Source organism: Nocardioides insulae DSM 17944, from assembly GCF_000422825.1.
Lineage (GTDB): Bacteria > Actinomycetota > Actinomycetes > Propionibacteriales > Nocardioidaceae > Nocardioides > Nocardioides insulae.
On record NZ_AUGU01000020.1, the window covers coordinates 1 to 16748 of the forward strand.

At 69.4% G+C, this 16748-nt stretch carries 17 protein-coding genes and 1 rRNA gene; 10 read left to right on the forward strand and 8 right to left on the reverse strand.

Annotated features, from left to right (window positions below):
* Positions 1 to 30 precede the first annotated feature (30 nt).
* The 5 genes from rrf (at position 31) to G515_RS0109850 (ending at position 4014) form a co-directional block, all read left to right on the forward strand.
* Positions 31 to 147 (forward strand): 5S ribosomal RNA (rrf, locus tag G515_RS0109830).
* A gap of 107 nt (positions 148 to 254) precedes the next feature.
* Entirely contained in the window at positions 255 to 1529 is a 1275-nt protein-coding gene (locus G515_RS0109835) for a tetratricopeptide repeat protein (RefSeq protein WP_028659999.1), read from the forward strand.
* A 240-nt stretch (positions 1530 to 1769) separates the two neighbouring features.
* The gene (locus tag G515_RS0109840; protein ID WP_028660000.1) at positions 1770 to 2249 is read left to right on the forward strand and encodes a DUF3145 domain-containing protein; all 480 of its coding nucleotides are present in this window, start codon (positions 1770 to 1772) and stop codon (positions 2247 to 2249) included.
* 123 nt (positions 2250 to 2372) lie between these two features.
* The gene (locus G515_RS20645; RefSeq protein WP_084653423.1) at positions 2373 to 2888 is read left to right on the forward strand and encodes an NfeD family protein; all 516 of its coding nucleotides are present in this window, start codon (positions 2373 to 2375) and stop codon (positions 2886 to 2888) included.
* A gap of 37 nt (positions 2889 to 2925) precedes the next feature.
* Positions 2926 to 4014 (forward strand): SPFH domain-containing protein, encoded by a 1089-nt coding sequence (locus G515_RS0109850; RefSeq protein WP_028660001.1) that lies wholly within the window; start codon positions 2926 to 2928, stop codon positions 4012 to 4014.
* A gap of 85 nt (positions 4015 to 4099) precedes the next feature.
* Here G515_RS0109850 and G515_RS0109855 read toward each other — a convergent pair whose 3' ends face one another.
* Complete coding sequence (locus G515_RS0109855; protein WP_028660002.1) at positions 4100 to 5788, reverse strand: fumarate hydratase; 1689 nt, start codon at positions 5786 to 5788, stop codon at positions 4100 to 4102.
* An 83-nt stretch (positions 5789 to 5871) separates the two neighbouring features.
* On the opposite strand from G515_RS0109855, the gene G515_RS0109860 reads away from it, so the two are divergent.
* The 5 genes from G515_RS0109860 (at position 5872) to G515_RS20655 (ending at position 9287) form a co-directional block, all read left to right on the forward strand.
* Complete coding sequence (locus tag G515_RS0109860) at positions 5872 to 6282, forward strand: helix-turn-helix domain-containing protein (protein ID WP_157571070.1); 411 nt, start codon at positions 5872 to 5874, stop codon at positions 6280 to 6282.
* 49 nt (positions 6283 to 6331) lie between these two features.
* Positions 6332 to 6805, forward strand: coding sequence for a VOC family protein (locus G515_RS0109865; RefSeq protein ID WP_028660004.1), 474 nt, complete (start codon positions 6332 to 6334; stop codon positions 6803 to 6805).
* A 67-nt stretch (positions 6806 to 6872) separates the two neighbouring features.
* Complete coding sequence (locus G515_RS0109870; protein ID WP_028660005.1) at positions 6873 to 7691, forward strand: arylamine N-acetyltransferase family protein; 819 nt, start codon at positions 6873 to 6875, stop codon at positions 7689 to 7691.
* Between the two features lie 191 nt (positions 7692 to 7882).
* On the forward strand, positions 7883 to 8596 hold the full coding sequence (locus G515_RS20650) for a DUF1707 SHOCT-like domain-containing protein (protein WP_036555295.1): 714 nt from the start codon (positions 7883 to 7885) through the stop codon (positions 8594 to 8596).
* A gap of 55 nt (positions 8597 to 8651) precedes the next feature.
* Positions 8652 to 9287, forward strand: coding sequence for a DUF1707 SHOCT-like domain-containing protein (locus tag G515_RS20655; protein WP_036555297.1), 636 nt, complete (start codon positions 8652 to 8654; stop codon positions 9285 to 9287).
* A 40-nt stretch (positions 9288 to 9327) separates the two neighbouring features.
* Here G515_RS20655 and G515_RS20660 read toward each other — a convergent pair whose 3' ends face one another.
* The 7 genes from G515_RS20660 to glpX all read right to left on the reverse strand — a co-directional run bounded on the left by G515_RS20660 (position 9328) and on the right by glpX (position 16743).
* The gene (locus G515_RS20660) at positions 9328 to 10518 is read right to left on the reverse strand and encodes an ABC transporter ATP-binding protein (RefSeq protein WP_051218158.1); all 1191 of its coding nucleotides are present in this window, start codon (positions 10516 to 10518) and stop codon (positions 9328 to 9330) included.
* Positions 10519 to 10531: 13 nt separating this feature from the next.
* Complete coding sequence (locus G515_RS0109890; protein ID WP_028660006.1) at positions 10532 to 11374, reverse strand: carbohydrate ABC transporter permease; 843 nt, start codon at positions 11372 to 11374, stop codon at positions 10532 to 10534.
* 1 nt (position 11375) lies between these two features.
* A complete protein-coding gene (locus G515_RS0109895) occupies positions 11376 to 12320 on the reverse strand; it encodes a carbohydrate ABC transporter permease (protein WP_028660007.1) in 945 nt (314 codons plus the stop codon).
* On the reverse strand, positions 12317 to 13630 hold the full coding sequence (locus tag G515_RS0109900; protein WP_036555300.1) for an extracellular solute-binding protein: 1314 nt from the start codon (positions 13628 to 13630) through the stop codon (positions 12317 to 12319). Before G515_RS0109900 ends, G515_RS0109895 begins: the two co-directional genes overlap by 4 nt.
* A gap of 106 nt (positions 13631 to 13736) precedes the next feature.
* Positions 13737 to 14747, reverse strand: coding sequence for a cytochrome c oxidase assembly protein (locus G515_RS0109905; protein WP_028660009.1), 1011 nt, complete (start codon positions 14745 to 14747; stop codon positions 13737 to 13739).
* A 30-nt stretch (positions 14748 to 14777) separates the two neighbouring features.
* On the reverse strand, positions 14778 to 15710 hold the full coding sequence (locus G515_RS0109910; RefSeq protein ID WP_036555303.1) for an alpha/beta fold hydrolase: 933 nt from the start codon (positions 15708 to 15710) through the stop codon (positions 14778 to 14780).
* A 1-nt stretch (position 15711) separates the two neighbouring features.
* The gene (glpX, locus tag G515_RS0109915; RefSeq protein ID WP_028660011.1) at positions 15712 to 16743 is read right to left on the reverse strand and encodes a class II fructose-bisphosphatase; all 1032 of its coding nucleotides are present in this window, start codon (positions 16741 to 16743) and stop codon (positions 15712 to 15714) included.
* Positions 16744 to 16748: the final 5 nt, after the last annotated feature.

Sequence of the window (16748 nt, forward strand, 5' to 3'; positions counted from 1 at the left end):
ACTGGTTGTGTGGTAGGGGTTGGGTAGAGTTACGGCGGTCATGGCGAGAGGGAAACACCCGGTCCCATCCCGAACCCGGAAGTTAAGCCTTTCAGCGCCGATGGTACTGCAACCGAGAGGTTGTGGGAGAGTAGGACGCCGCCGGACAATTATTGAGCGTGTAGGGGCCACCCGTTGGGGTGGCCCCTACACTGCGTTGTGGGTCGTAGTGCGTAAGTGATGTGCCACGTGGCACCTCGGTGAGGATGAGAGTGATGGCTGAAGGTCAGCGGAGTGGTCGTTCACAGGGCTCGGGAGCGGGCCGGGGCGGCTCGCGTCCCTCGAAGCCAGGACGCTCTTCCGCGGGACGCCCGGAGGGCGGGCGCGGACAGTCCTCCCGCGACGCCTCCTCCTCGAGGCGGTCCGGTTCGGGCGATGCCCCAAAGCGGTACGGCAAGCCTGGCTCCTCCTCCACCGGCGGATCTCAGCGGTACGGCAAGTCCGGGGGTGACTCGGAGGGCTCCAAGCGGTACGGCAAGCCCGACTCCTCCTCCACCGGCGGATCTCAGCGGTACGGCAAGTCCGGGGGTGACTCGGAGGGCTCCAAGCGGTACGGCAAGCCCGACTCCTCCTCCACCGGCGGATCTCAGCGGTACGGCAAGTCCGGGGCCGACTCCGAGCGCCCCAAGCGGTACGACAAGCCCGGCGCGACCTCCGGTGCTCCGAAGGGGTCGGGCAAGTCCGGAGCCCAGGGGAGCCGGGGCGGTCACTCCGCCCAGGGGCGCTCCCAGGACCGCCGGCCGGGCTCTGGCCGTGACTCCCGAGGGGAGCAGCGCTACGAGCGGGCCGAGCGTACGGCGGACCAGAAGGCCTACGACGGTCCGGACCTGCCCGAGGACATCACCGGTCAGGAGCTGGACCGCAACATCGCGCAACAGCTGAAGGGCCTGCCGGAGAAGCTTGCCTCCCGGATCGCGCGCCATCTGGTCGCCGCCGGTCTGCTGATCGACGAGGACCCCGAGCTGGCCTACCAGCATGCGAAGGCGGCCAAGAACCGGGCGCAGCGGATCGCGGTGGTGCGGGAGGCGCTGGGCGAGGCCGCCTACGCCGCCGGTCACTATGCCGAAGCGCTCTCAGAGCTGCGGGCGGCGAAGAGGATGAACGGCGCCACGGCGTACATCCCCATCATGGCCGACTGTCATCGTGCCCTCGGCCAGCCCGAGCAGGCCATCCGGTTGGCCCAGAACCCCTCGGTGCGCAACTTCGTGCCGGAGGCGAAGGCGGAGATGACCATCGTCGAGGCCGGCGCGCGCCGCGACCTCGGCCAGCTGGACGCAGCGCTGCGTACGCTCGAGCTGGCCCCGCTGCAGCACAAGAGCCGGGCGGCCTGGGTGGTGCGACTGCGCTACGCGTACGCCGACACCCTGGTCGCCGCCGGCAGGCCCACCGAGGCGTTGACCTGGTTCCACCGCACCCACGCCATCGACTCGGACCAGATCACCGACGCGGAGTCGAGGGCGGCCGAGCTCGAGCGGGAGATGGACGTCTGAGCCGTCCCGCTGCTGCGGCGGGTGTCACATCTGGTCGGTCGACTGGAGTATCTGGGCCTCATCGGTCACAATGGCCCCACAACTACATCCGTGTTGTTTCATCGAGGAATCACTTCTGTCCGGGTTGAGATCGCTGGGGAAGGCGTCGCTCACGCCGAGACGAAGGAGACCACGGTGACCGCACACAACATCCCTGGCCGATCCGGCACGGGTAGTAGCTCCCGCACAGCGACGAGGGGCGTGCTCTACGTGCACTCAGCGCCCTCCGCGCTGTGTCCGCACGTGGAGTGGGCCGTCGGCGGTGTCCTGGGTGCTGCTGTCCACCTGGATTGGACACCCCAGCCCGCGCAGGCAGGCACCTATCGCGCTGAACTCTCCTGGGTCGGTGCGGTGGGTTCGGCTGCCTCGATCGCCTCGGCGCTCAAGGGCTGGAACCATCTGCGCTTCGAGATCACCGAAGAGCCCACCTCGGGTTCGGAGGGGGAGCGCTACTCCTACACCCCGGAACTCGGCATCTTCCATGCCGTGACCGGGCTGCACGGTGACATCATGATCCCCGAGGATCGACTCAAGGCCGCAGTGGTGAAGTCGGCCCTGGGTGAGGTCACCATCGAGATGGAGATCGACAAGCTCCTCGGCAAGCCCTGGGACGACGAGCTCGAGACCTTCCGGTACGCCGGTGAGGGCGCACCGGTGCGCTGGTTGCACCAGGTCGTCTGACCCACCGCCGTCCCATCGCTCGCCCCCGACCTGCTCGTCAGGCCGGGGGCGGGGTCGTTCTCAGAGCAGGTCGCGGGTCAGGTGACCGGTCTATGATGGAGCTCACTCCGAGCGGGTGGTCCTATGTGGTGGTTGTACTGGCTCATCGCCGCCGTGGTTCTCGGTATCGCGGAGGCCTATACGTTGACCCTCGGCTTCGGCCTCTTGGCCGTGGCTGCGGTGGCAGCTGCGGTCTCGGCGGGTCTGGGCGCTCCGGTGCTGGTGCAGGTCGCCACCTTCGCGGTGACCGGTGGAGTGGGGCTGCTCGCCGTGCGGCCGATCGCTCGTCGCCATCTCCAGGTGCCGCCGCTGACGAAGGAGGGCAGTGACGCCCTGGTGGGCCGGGAGGCGTTCGTGGTCAGCGAGGTCGGCTTCTCCCACGGGGTGGTGCACCTGGCCGGCGAGGATTGGTCCGCCCGGCCGTACGTCGACGGTCTGGTCATCCCGGTGGGGGCCAGGGTCGACGTCCTCCAGATAGACGGCGCGACCGCGCTCGTACATCCGCGCGACGCGGCGTTGGGCGGACCCGGCGTCGGGTGGGGCGAGTCGCTCTCACCGCCCGCGGATCCGCCGCCGGAGCAGCCCGGTCTCAACCCCTGATCGGTGAGCGGGTCGCCCGACCCGGAGAGGAGCAGGCATGTCCCTACTGGTGCCCATCGTGATCCTGGCCCTGTTGATGGTGTTCGTGGTGGCCTCGACGGTGCGGATCGTGCCGCAGGCGCGACGGTTCAACATCGAGCGGTTCGGCCGCTATCGCACGACCCTGCAGCCGGGGCTGCACTTCATCGTGCCGCTGGTCGACCGGGTCAACACCAAGCTGGACGTCCGCGAGCAGGTCTACTCCTCCAACCCGCGGCCGGTGATCACCGAGGACAACCTGGTGGTCAACATCGACACGGTCCTCTACTACCAGATCACCGATCCCCGTGCGGCGGCGTACGAGATCGCCGACTACCTGCAGGCGATCGACCAGCTCACCGTCACCACCCTGCGCAACCTGATCGGCTCGATGGACCTGGAGAAGACCCTGACCTCGCGCGAGGTGATCAACGCCCGTCTTCGGGAGGTGCTGGACGAGGCCACCGGGCGCTGGGGCATCCGAGTCAACCGGGTGGAGATCAAGGCGATCGATCCGCCGGTCAGCATCAAGGAGGCGATGGAGAAGCAGATGCGGGCCGAGCGCGACAAGCGTGCCGCGATCCTGCACGCCGAGGGTGACCGGCAGGCGCGGATCCTGACCGCGGAGGGGGAGCGGCAGGCCCGGATCCTCACCGCCGAGGGGTCGCGGCAGGCGCAGGTGCTGGAGGCCGAGGGCGAGTCCCGGGCCCTCGAACAGGTCTTCCAGGCGGTGCATCGCAACGACGCGGACCCGAAGGTGCTCGCCTACAAGTACCTCGAGATGCTCCCGCAGCTGGCCCGCAGCGGCAACACGTTCTGGGTGATCCCGGGCGAGCTCACCGAGGCGATGCGCACGGTCACCGGGGCCTTCAGCAAGGACGCCGTCTCAGGGGCGTTGTCCGCCACCCACGAGACCGGCCCGGCGGCCGAGCAGGACCGAGGCGCTGAGCCGCCCGCGCTGGAGACGGTGCCGACACCGCACATGCACCTGCCCGAGATCCCGCCCCCGCGGACGCCGGTGATGGACTCGCTGGACCTCGCCGCAGCCAAGGCGGCGGTGGATCAGATGTTGGCCCAGGCTCGGGAGGAGCACCGAGTGGCGCTGTGACCCGCCGCCGGTGGCTGGCGGGTCGGGACGGACTCGGCCGGCGTCGTGAGGTACGACGCCGGCCGAGGTTGGCGAGCCGCTGGGCTCAGCGCTCCTTGGAGCGCACCCGGATGCCGGTCAGCGGGATGGTGGTGGTGCCGGAGGGATCGGTGAAGAAGTCGTTGCCCTTGTCGTCGACGACGATGAAGGCCGGGAAGTCCTCGACCTCGATCTTCCAGATCGCCTCCATGCCCAGCTCGGGGTACTCCAGCACCTCGACCGACTTGATGCAGTCCTGGGCGAGGCGTGCGGCGGGGCCGCCGATGGAGCCGAGGTAGAAGCCGCCGTGGGCGTCGCAGGCCTCGGTCACGACCTTGGAACGGTTGCCCTTGGCCAGCATCACCTTGGAGCCGCCGGCGGCCTGGAACTGCTCGACGTAGGAGTCCATCCGGCCGGCGGTCGTGGGCCCGAAGGAGCCCGAGGCCATGCCATCGGGAGTCTTGGCCGGTCCGGCGTAGTAGACCGGGTGGTCCTTGAGGTACTGCGGCATCTCGTCGCCGGCGTCCAGGCGCTCCTTGATCTTGGCGTGCGCGATGTCGCGAGCGACGACGAGCGGACCGGACAGGGAGAGGCGGGTCTTCACCGGGTACTGGGAGAGGAGCTCGAGGATCTCCTCCATCGGCTGGTTGAGGTCGACCTCGACCACCTCGCCGGCGGCGATGTCCTCGGCGACACCGGCGTCGGGCATGTAGTGGGCCGGGTCTGTCTCCAACTGCTCGATGAAGACACCCTCGGGGGTGATCTTGCCGAGCGCCTGCCGGTCGGCCGAACACGAGACGGCGATCGCCACCGGGCAGGAGGCGCCGTGCCGGGGCAGCCGGACGACCCGGACGTCGTGGCAGAAGTACTTGCCACCGAACTGGGCGCCGATCCCGAAGCTCTGGGTGAGCTCGAAGACCTTCTCCTCCAACTCCACGTCACGGAACCCGTGCGCGGACATCGAGCCCTCGGTGGGCAGCGAGTCGAGGTAGTGGGCGGAGGCGTACTTGGCGGTCTTGAGCGCGAACTCCGCCGACGTACCGCCGATCACGATGGCGAGGTGGTACGGCGGGCACGCGGCCGTGCCGAGCGAGCGGATCTTCTCGTCGAGGTAGGGCAGGATCCGCTGCGGGTTGAGGATCGCCTTGGTCTCCTGGAACAGGAAGGACTTGTTGGCCGAGCCGCCGCCCTTGGCCATGAAGAGGAACTTGTACTCCGGCTTCCCGCTCGTCTGGGGAGTGGAGTAGATCTCGACCTGGGCCGGCAGGTTGCTGCCGGTGTTCTTCTCCTCGTAGGTGGTCAGCGGAGCCATCTGCGAGTAGCGCAGGTTGAGCTTGGTGTAGGCGTCGTAGACGCCGCGCGAGATGGTCTCGCCGTCGTCGGCACCGGTCAGGACGCCCTCGGACTTCTTGCCCATCACGATCGCGGTGCCGGTGTCCTGGCACATCGGCAGGATGCCGCCGGCGGAGATGTTGACGTTCTTGAGCAGGTCGAGGGCGACGAAACGGTCGTTGCCGGACGCCTCGGGGTCGTCGATGATCCTTCGCAGCTGGGCGAGATGCGCCGGGCGGAGATACTGGTTGATGTCCTTCATCGCCTCGGCGGCGAGCCGGCGGATCGCCTCGGGCTCGACCTTCAAGAAGGTCTGCCCGTCGACCTCGAACGTGGACACCCCCTCCTTGGTGATCAGGCGGTAGGGAGTGTCGTCCTCACCGAGGGGAAGCAGGTCGGAATACCGGAACTCTGGTTCAGCCACGGCTCCCGAGAATACGCCCGCCGCCCGCGCGTCCCCGAAACGGCGGGCTCTGGCGAGACAACGGGACGGCGTAGGCTCGCCGGGTGCCCACCTCCAGCAGGGCGATGAGTCCGCGCGAGCGGCAGAACCGCGACCTCCTTCGCGCGCGGGACCTGATGGACCGCGAGTTCGCCCGCCCGCTCGACGTACCGACCCTCGCGGGGGCCGCGCACGTCTCCCCGGCGCACTTCGCCAGGATCTTCAAGCAGACCTTCGGCGAGACGCCGCACCGCTATCTGCAGCGCCGGCGGATCGAACGCGCGATGGCGATGCTGCGCGACACCGACACGTCGGTCACCGAGATCGCCTGGGCCGTGGGCTTCGGGAGCCTGGGCACCTTCAGCCGGACGTTCCGGGCCGTGGTCGGCACCTCGCCGAGGGCCTACCGCCAGCGAGCGGTCGCCGTCCCGGCCGCGGTGTGCTTCACCAAGGCCTGGACCCGCCCGGCGGGGTGAGCAGTTTCGGAGAAGTGGGAGCGGTGCGGCACGCCGTAGCGTGACAGCCATGTTCTCCAAGATCACGATCAGCTCCGTGCACGTCCTCGACCAGGACGAGGCCCTCGACTTCTACGTCGGCAAGCTCGGCTTCCAGGTCGGTGACGACGTCGACATGGGCTTCATGCGGTGGCTCACCGTGTCCCTCCCGGCCGACCCCGACCGACACCTGCTGCTGGAGGTGCCCGGCCCGCCCTCGCACAGTGAGGAGACCGGCGCGCAGTTGCGGGATCTGCTCACCAAGGGCGCCCTCGGCGTCGCCTGCATCCTCAACACCGACGACTGCCGCCGTACCTTCGAGGAGCTGCGGGCCAAGGGCGTCGAGTTCACCGAGGAACCGACCGAGCAGCCCTACGGCATCGACTGCGCGCTCCGGGACCCGTTCGGCAACCACATCCGCATCACCCAGCCGACCACCGGCCCGGTGGAGGTCACCGACGAGGACATCGCCCGGTGGAGCGGCGACTCGGCCCAGCGGTCCTGAGCGACCTGGCCGGCGCGAGGAACATCGGCCGACGGAAGAAAACGTCCTCCGGCGGGCTTGGGACGTCATGACCAGTGACCCCTGGCATATCGCACGACTCGACCTCGAGGGCTATCTCGGCCGGCTCGGACTCCCGGCACGGACGCCGAGCGTGGGCGCGCTCGACGAGCTGCACGAGGCGCACGTGCGCACCTTCACCTTCGACAACATCGACGTCCTCCTGGACCAGCATCCCGGGGTGGGGCTGGACGCGGTGCAGGAGAAGTTCGTCCGAGGTGGCCGCGGCGGCTACTGCTTCGAGCACTCCACCATCTTCGCGGCGGCGCTGGAGCGGCTCGGCTACGACGTACGCCGCCGTCTCGGGCGGGTCGGCGACCCCTCGGCCTCGGGTCGGACCCACATGGTCCTCGAGGTGCGTCTGGACGGCGAACGGCGGCTGTGCGACCCGGGTTTCGGGATGAGTCGGCTCCGGTCGATCCAGCTTCGCGACGGCGCCGCCGACGACTACCTGGGATGGCGCTACCGGGTGCGCGCGGAGGAGGGCACCTGGGTGCTCGAGCGGGAGCGGGACGGCGGATGGGAGGTCGGGCACACCACCGACGAACTCCCGGTCCGCCCGGTCGACGTGATCATGGGCCACCACTTCACCAGCACCTTCCCGGCCTCACACTTCCGGCACGGGCTGATGGTCTGCCGGCATCTGCCCGGCCGACACGTCACCGTCACCCACGAGACCGTGACCGTCCGCCGCCCGAGCGAGCCCACCGAGCACCGCCCGCTGGAGCCCGGTGAACTCCGCACCTGGCTGCATGAGCTCGAGGTCCCGCTCACCAGGCAGGAGGAGGACCGCCTGCTGGAGAGGGCTGCCGACCTGGTCGGCGGGTGAGTCCTGGGCGCTGTCGTGGCGCCACCGAGGTCCGTCGGACTGGACCACACGCCCGACGCGCCCGCTGTGGGTCGCGTCGGGCGTGGTGGGCCGTTGAGCCGGAGCCTGCGGGAGGAGATGTCCGGGAGACCCAACAGGGCGGTCCGGGCCAAGTCAACGGTCGAGAGGGAGTGGCTGGCTAGTCTGTCGACATGTCCTCACCGTCCGATCCGAGCAGGCTGCGGGCCTCGGACGCCGATCGGCATCACGTGGCCGAGCGTCTGCGCGAGGCGGCAGGGGAGGGGCGGATCGACCTGGAGGAGTTGGACCAGCGGCTCGAGCGGGTCTACCGGGCCAAGACGTACGCCGACCTCGCCCCGCTCACCGCCGACCTGCCCTGGCAGCCGCGACCGCCAGGGTCCGGCGGCCAGGCGTCCGCCGGACCGCCGCCGGTCTGGTCGCCCGGGATGGGACCGGCCGCCGGGCCGGTGGTCGGGCCGACGGGCGTCCCCGGTGGCGGCGTACCGGTGCCGGTGATGCATCACGACAAGACCACCTCGGTCTTCTCCGGCGAGGCCCGCCGCGGGGTGTGGGAGATCGGCGCGCGCCACCAGGCCACCAGCGTGCTGGCGAGTGTCGAGCTCGATCTGCGACAGGTGCGGTTCACCTCGCGGCAGACCGAGGTGTACTGCGTGGCGTTCATGGGCACCGTCCATATCGTCGTCAATGCCGCGACGCACGTCGTCATGGACGGCGTGAAGGCTGCGGGGGAGTTCGCACAGCAACGCGACGAGGTGCCGCCGGAGATCGGTCCGGACTCACCCGTGGTGCGTCTGACCGGGTACGCCGTGATGGGGACCGTCGACGTGGTCCGCAAGGCGATGCCGCGCCCGCGTCGCTGGCCGTGGGGCCGGCGCAGGGACTGACCTCTCGGCGGCGACTGCTGGTGAGTGTCGCTGCTGTCCTCACTAGGCTGGGCACATGGGAGAGATGGAGCGGCAACCGGAGCTCAGGATCGGTGACGCCGAGCGGCATCGCGTCGCCGAGTTCCTTCGTGAAGCCGCCGGCCAGGGGCGGCTGGAGGTCGACGAGTTGGATGAGCGGCTGGAGGCGACCTACCGGGCCCGGACCTACGCCGACCTGGTCCCGATCACCGCGGACCTCGCGCTTCCCGACCAGGCGCCGATCGCGCCGGCCACGTCCCCGACCTCGCAGGTGGTGCCGCCGGGCGGGGTCGAACCGGTCGAGACCAGCCTGGCCCTGCTGTCCGGAGTGAACCGCCGGGGGGTCTGGCAGATCGGCCAGACCCACACCGCGACCGCGATCCTCGGCGGGGTCGACCTGGACCTTCGGGAGGCCCAGTTCGCCGCCCGCGAGATCGTGATCACCGCCAACGCGGTCCTGGGGGGCGTCGAGATCACGGTCAACGCCCACACCCACGTCGTCATGGAGGGCAGCGGCATCCTGGGCGGCTTCGAACAGGCCCGGGATCGGGTGCCGGCGGAACTGAGCGCCGACTCACCCGTCGTACGGGTGCGGGGATTCGCGCTGCTCGGGGGTGTGACCGTCACCCGCAAGAGGATGCCGGGGGAGCCGCGCCGCAGGAAGTTGCCCTGAGCCCGATCCCTGAGCCCGATCCCTGACTGCGCGGTCAGGGTCAGTCGCGTCCGAGGATCCGGCCGGCGTGCTCCGGGTCGACGGTGAGGTTGTCGCCGGTCTCCGGGTCGAAGAGGTGGAACCTGGCAGCGTCCACCCAGACGGTGGCCTCATCGCCCTCCTGGACCGTCGAGCCGCCCTCGAGGGTGATGATCAGCTGGGTGCGGATGGTCTCGCCGTCGAGGTCCTTCTCGAGCTGGGTGAGCTGGGCCTGCACCTCCGGGGGCGCCTCGAACGGGACGTAGGCGTAGGTCTCGTTGCCCAGCCACTCGACGACGTCGATCCGGGCCTGGAAGGTGTTGCCCGCATCCTCGCCCCGATCGCCCGAGCCGGCCTCGGCGAAGTGCTCGGGCCGGATGCCTGCGATCAGCAGCCCCTTGCCCGCCGCCGCGGCGGCCTTCTCCTCGGGCAGGGTGACGCTGCCGAAGGGCAGCTTCAGCTGGTCCCCCTCGACCTCGCCGGGGAGGAAGTTCATCGGTGGTGACCCGATGAACCCGGCGACGAACAGGTTGCCGGGGTTGTCGTAGAGCTCCCGCGGGGTGGCCAGCTGCTGGAGCTCACCGCGCTTGAGTACGGCGACCCGGTCGCCCAGGGTCATCGCCTCGGTCTGGTCGTGGGTGACGTAGACGGTGGTGATCCCCAGCCTCTTCTGCAGCCGGGAGATCTCGGTGCGCATCTGCCCGCGCAGCTTGGCGTCGAGGTTGGAGAGCGGCTCGTCGAACAGGAACGCGTCGGCGTCGCGGACGATCGCGCGGCCCATCGCGACCCGCTGCCGTTGGCCGCCGGAGAGGTTGCCGGGCTTGCGGTCCAGATGCTCGGTGAGCTCCAGGGTCTGGGCCGCCTCGCGCACCTTCGTGTCGACCTCGTCGTGGCTGGCCCCCGCGAGCCGGAGCGGGAAGGCGATGTTCTCGAAGACGGTCAGGTGCGGGTAGAGCGCATAGTTCTGGAAGACCATCGCGAGGTTGCGATCGCGCGGGGCCAGGTCGTTGACCCGGCGTTCTCCGATGAGCATGTCGCCGGAGGTGATGTCCTCCAAGCCCACGATCATCCGTAGCAGCGTGGACTTGCCGCACCCGGAGGGGCCGACGAGGATCATGAACTCGCCGTCGGCGACCTCGACGCTCACGTCGTTGACGGCGGGGAAGCCGTCGCCGTACCGCTTGACGATGTTGTTCATGCTGATGGACGCCATGCGCGGACCACCCCTACCCCTTCACCGCGCCGGAGGTGAGACCGGCGACGATCTTGCGCTGGAACAGCAGGACGATGACGACGACCGGAATGGTCGCCAGGACGGCGCCCGCGGCGAGCAGGCTGGCCGGCCGGTTGAACGGGTCCGAGCCGACGAAGAACGACAGCGAGGCCGGGATCGGGCGGGCCGCCTCGGTCGAGGTCAGGGAGATGCCGAAGACGAAGTCGTTCCAGGCGAAGAAGAAGGTGAGGATCGCGGCGGTGAACACGCCGGGTGCGGCCAGGGGGACGATCACCTTGCGGAACGCCTGCCAGGAGGTGGCCCCGTCGACCTGGGCGGCCTGCTCCATCTCCCACGGGATCTCCCGGAAGAACGCCGAGAGGGTCCAGATCGCCAGCGGAAGCGTGAAGGACATGTAGGGGATGATCAGCCCCGGCCAGGTGTCGTAGAGGCCGAACGCCCGCCACATGTCGAACAGCGGCCCGACCAGCGAGACCACCGGGAACATCGCGATCGCCAGCGCGATCGAGAGCACCCAGCGCTTCCCCTTGAAGTCGAGCCGGGCGATGGCGTACGCGGCCAGGGTGGCCAGCGCGACCGAGAGCACGGTGGCGATCAGCGAGATGCCGATCGAGTTGAGGATCGCGCGCCGGAACTGGTCGTTCTCCCACACCCCCACGTAGTTGTCCCAGCCGGCGAAGGTGCCCTCGGAGGGCAGGAAGCCGGGGTTGCCGTTGATGATCGAGTCCTCGCTCTTGAAGGAGAGCGAGAGGATCCACACCACCGGGAGCAGGCACCAGATCAGGATCAGGATGATCCCGACGACCATTCCGAATCGCGGCCAGAACCGACTCATCTCAGCTCTCCTGCCGTGCTTGGGCCAGGTCGACGCGGAACGCCTTGACCAGGATGAAGGCGACCAGCAGGACCGAGAGGAAGAGCAGCACGGACAATGCCGAGCCCATCCCGAAGGAGAACTGCTCGATCACCTGGCGGTAGGTGAGGAAGGAGATCGACTCGGTGTTCTGGGCTCCCGCGGTCATCACGAAGATGTTGTCGAAGATGCGGTAGGCGTCCAGGGCACGGAAGAGGACGGCGACCATGATCGCGGCGCGCATGTTCGGCAGGATCACCTTCCACAGCCGCTGCCACCAGGTGGCGCCGTCCACCTTGGCAGCCTCGATCATGTCCTCGGAGACCTGGGCGAGACCGGCGAGGAGCAGCAGCGACATGAACGGGGTGGTCTTCCAGATCTCCGAGATCATGATCGCGGTCAGTGCGGGCCAGGTGTCGCCGAACCAGTTGTAGTCGACCGGGAAGTTACCGAGGCTGACCCAGTGCAGCCACTCGTTGATGAAGCCGTTGGTGCTGCTGAAGGCGAACTGCCAGGCGAAGCCCGAGACCACCGTGATGATGCCGTAGGGGATCAGGATCGAGGTGCGGATGACGCCGCGCGCGAAGACCAGTCGGTGCATCACCATCGCGAAGCCGAAGCCGATCACCAGCTCGACCGAGACGGTGACGATCATGATGAACACGGTGACGCCGGTGGCCTGCCAGAAGAGCGGATCGGTGAGCGCGGTGACGTAGTTGTCCAAGCCGACGAACTTTCGGTCGTCGGGGGCGGTCAGCCAGTAGTCGAACAGGGAGAGGTAGAGCGCCCGCAGGATCGGGAATGCCGTGACGAAGAGCATCACGATCACGGCCGGCAGCACCAGCCGACGGCCCAGTCGGTTCTCGGCGACCAACCGGTCACTGCCCGGCCGAGCACGGCCCTTCTGGGGAGCGGTCGTGGTGGTCACAGCAGCGCCTCCCCGGCCAGGACGTCGGCGAGGAACTCGGCGGAGTCGCCGGGGGTGGTCTCCGGGTCGACCTGGTCGGCCGGGTGCCAGGTGCTCTGGACCGCGCCGGAGATCTTGCTGTAGTAGGCGCTCTGCGGCCGAGGGCCGGCGGTGTCGATGCTGGTGCGGAAGAGGTCGAGCAGGTCCGGTGGGAAGGCCTCCTGCAGCCCCGGGTCGTCGTACGCCGAGGCCCGGGAGGGCATCAGGCCGTTGTTGACCGCCAACTGCACCTGGGCGTCCACGGTGGTCACGCAGTTGGCCGCGGCCATCGCGTAGTCGGGATACTCGGAGTAGGCGCCCACGCCGATCTGGATGCCGCCGATCGGAGGCGCGGACTCCTGACCGGCCACCGTCTGGGGGTAGCGGGCCCACCCGAGATCTTCGAAGCCGGCCTGGTCGGCGGGGCCGCCGGGCTGACCCGTCAGACCCTCGTAGTTCTTGTAGATGAAGGTCCAGTTGACCATGAACTCGCCCGGGCCGCCCTCGGGATACATCAGGCCGAGGCTGGTGCCCTCGTTGGAGACGCTGAGGTCGGACTGCGCGGCCGGGGACGCAGCCAGATCTGCGATGACCTGCGCGGCGGCGCGACCGGCGTCGGAGTCGATGGTGACCTCGGCGTCGGTGCCCGCCTCCGTGTTCTCCACGATGGCGCCGCCCGCGCCGAGGATCAGGGCGTTGATCCACACGACGTATCCCTCGTAGCGGTTGGCCTGGACGCCGACGCTGCCGCCCTGGTCGCTGGCCGCGGAGATGATCTGCTCCCAGGTGACCGGCTTGCTCATGTCGAGTCCCGCGGCCTCCGCCAGCGAGCGTCGGTACCAGAGCAGTTGGGTGTTGGCCCACTGCGGGAACGCCACCACCTCGTCGTCCCACTCCACGGTTGCGGCAGCGCCCTCCAGGACGTCGGCGTCGGTGGCCTGCTGCGCCAACTCCTCGGGCAGCGGAGCCAGCCAGCCTGCGCTCGCGAACTCCGGGATGAAGACCGGGTCGAGGCTCATCAGGTCCAGCGAGTCGTCCTCGGCGGCGAGCCGGCGGGCGAGCTGGGTGCGCTGGTCGGTGGCGCCGCTGGGGAGCTCCTGGAGCTCGATGCGATAGTCGTCGGTGCTGCACCCTTCGGCCAGCGTGGTGAGGGTGTCGACGCCATCGGGGTTGACGTACCAGGTCAGCGTGGGGGTGCCGTCCTCCCCGCAGGCGGTGAGCAGGGCTGTGCACAACACCCCGCTCAGGGCGAGCGTTGCCAGCCGGCGGCCTCGGCGTTTGGTGACAGACATCGCCCCTCCCGAAAAGTGGCGTCGGTCACTCACAGTGATAGCGCCTCTTAGCGCCCGTTGTCCACAGCTCTCCTGCTACGGGTGGGGAGCCAGGGGCGGATGGGACCTACTTCTCCTGCTCGTTCAGGCGGGCCAGCATCCGGTTGTAGGCCGCCAGCGCCTCGTCGCCGTCGGTGTCGAACTCGGCGCCGGAGGTGGCCTCGGGCGCCGCGGCCCCGGAGTCGGCGACGTGGTCGACAAGGGTCTGACGGCGTACACCCTCGAGGAAGCCGCCGAGCATCCGCGCGCGCCGCTTCTCCGAGACGACGACGGCGATCACCAGGCCGACGGCGATGAACATCATCCCGCCGTCGCCGCCGGCCCACATCAGGGCACCCGCGGTCTGGATGTCGCGCACCGGGTCCAGCGCCCAGTCAGGACGCATCGAGGTGTACATTGGATAGAGGTTCTGGTTGGTCTGGAGCATCACGATCCCGACGATGGTGTCGGGCACCATGCCGAGCACCAGCAGAGAGATCCGGGTGAGGTACGGCGGGTCGGAGCGGATCGGCTCCTCGCCGATGATCGGCACCAGGAACAGGTAGCCGGCCACGATGTAGAGGACCTGCTCACCGGTCATCAGGGCGGGGCTCATCGCCATCTCGTCCATGAACCCGGTGAGGTGGGTGCCGATGATCACGACCGAGTAGACCAGGGTGCCGGTGATCGGGTTGAGCAGCAGGGTCACCGGCCAGGACCGCAGCACCCGGCGTACGGCCGGGCGGCGCTCCTCGGGGAACGACTCCAGCAGCACCGTCAGCGGGTGACCGAGCACCAGGAGCACCGGCACCACCATGATCAGCATCAGGTGGAGCACCATGTGCATCCAGGTCAACGCCATCGCGTAGGCGCCGATCGCGGAGGCGACACAGACCCAGGTGAGGGCGAGACCACCGAGGAAGCAGGCGACCCGCCAGGCTCCGACGGTGGTGGTGGTATCGGCGCGCCGGTGGCCGTAGAGGTAGGCGAGCCCCAGCAGGAGGAGCGGGATCAGCCAACCCGGCTGCAGGCTCCAGGTACCGAAGAACTCGGGCCAGCCCAGCGGAGGAAGACCGGCCATGTCCATGTGGTCGTGCACGGGACCACGGTAATCCTCGGCCGGGTGGGGTCAGGAACCGGCAGCGCTGTGGGCTTGAGCGCCACGACGGGCGGTGCGCTCGATCGCCGCCACGAAGGCGGGCCACAGGGGAGCGGGAAGGTCGTGACCCATGCCCGGCACGAGCAGGAGTTCGGAGCCGCGGACGAGCCGGGCCGTCTCGCGTCCCCCGGAGACGTGCACCATCTTGTCCGCCAGCCCGTGGATGACCAGCGTGGGCGTGGTCAGCCGCCGGAGTTGCTCGGTCCGGTCGGGCTGGGTGAGGATCGCCAGCATCTGCCGGGCGGTGCCGGGCCGGCACACGCCCCGCTCCCAGGTGGCCAGACCGCGGGCGCGCAGCTCGGAGACCGGGGTGGGGTAGTCGGGGGAGCCGATCAGCCCCCACAGACGTTGCCCGGCCGCCAGGTAGCCCTCCCGGTCGTTCACGCGGGTGAGGAGGATGCTGAACAGGGCCGGATGCTGCCAGCCCACCGAGCGACGCCCCGTGGTCGACATGATGCTGGTCAGCGACCGCACCCGGTCCGGCCGGCTGATCGCGATGGTCTGGGCGACCATGCCGCCCATCGACATGCCCACCACGTGGGCCGAATCGATCCCGAGGTGGTCGAGCAGACCGAGAGCGTCGGCGGCGAGGTCGGGGATGGAGTACGCCGGCCGGCCGCCGAGTCCGGCGTACGCCCGGGTCAGGTGGGCCAGGGTGACCCGGCCCTCGAGCAGGGTCGAGCGCCCGCAGTCGCGGTTGTCGAACCGGATCACGTAGAACCCGCGAGCCGCGAGCAGCTCACAGAAGGGGTCGTCCCACCAGATCATCGGCCCGCCGAGCCCCATGATGAGCAGCAGTGGCTCGCCCCCGGGGTCGCCGAAGGTCTGGTAGCACAGCTCGATGCCGGGAGCGGCCGTCGCGACCAGCTCCGCGGAGCACGTCTGGTGCGGGCCGGCCGTCATCTCACCCCTCGAAGTCGATGGCCGCGTAGGCCTGGAGCTTGGCGAGCTTGTGCTCGCTGGTGATCTTGCGGATCGTGCCGCTGCGCGAGCGCATCACCAGCGAGTCGGTGGTGCATCCGCCGCGGTGGTACTGGACGCCGCGCATGAGGTCACCGTCGGTGATGCCGGTGGCCACGAAGAAGCAGTCGTCACCGGTGACCAGGTCGTTGGTGCGGAGCACATGGTCGGGGTCGAGGTTGTGGCCGGCGTCGAGGGCCTTCTGGCGCTCGTCGTCGTCGGTGGGCCACAGCCGGCCCTGGATGGTGCCGCCGATCGCCTTCATCGCACAGGCGGCGATGATGCCCTCGGGGGTGCCGCCGACGCCGAGCAGGAGGTCGACCCCGGAGCCGTAGCTGGCCGCGGAGATCGCACCGGCGACGTCGCCGTCGGTGATGAACTTGATCCGAGCGCCGGTGGCGCGGATCTCCTCGGCGATCTGGGCGTGCCGCGGCCGGTCGAGCAGGACGACCGTGACATCGCTCCTGCTGACGCCCTTGGCCCTGGCCACCTGGGCGATGTTCTCCGCGACCGGCTTGCGGATGTCGACGACCTCCGCGGCGTCGGGGCCGGTGACCAGCTTCTCCATGTAGAACACCGCACTGGGGTCATACATCGACCCGCGCGGGGTGGCGGCGAGGACGGCGATGGCGTTGCTCATCCCCTTGGCGGTCAGGGTGGTGCCGTCGATCGGGTCGACCGCGACGTCGACCGCGGGCCCGGTGCCGTCGCCCACCTTCTCGCCGTTGTAGAGCATCGGGGCGTTGTCCTTCTCGCCCTCACCGATCACGACGGTGCCGTTCATCGCGACCGTGGAGATCATCACCCGCATGGCGTTGACCGCCACGCCGTCGGCGCCGTTCTTGTCGCCGCGCCCCACCCAACGCGCGGCCGCCATCGCCGCCGCCTCGGTGACCCGGACGAGCTCCAGCGCGAGGTTGCGGTCGGGCGCGGCAGGGCCGACGTCCAGGGGCTCGGGCAGGCTGTGGGCGCTCATGCGGG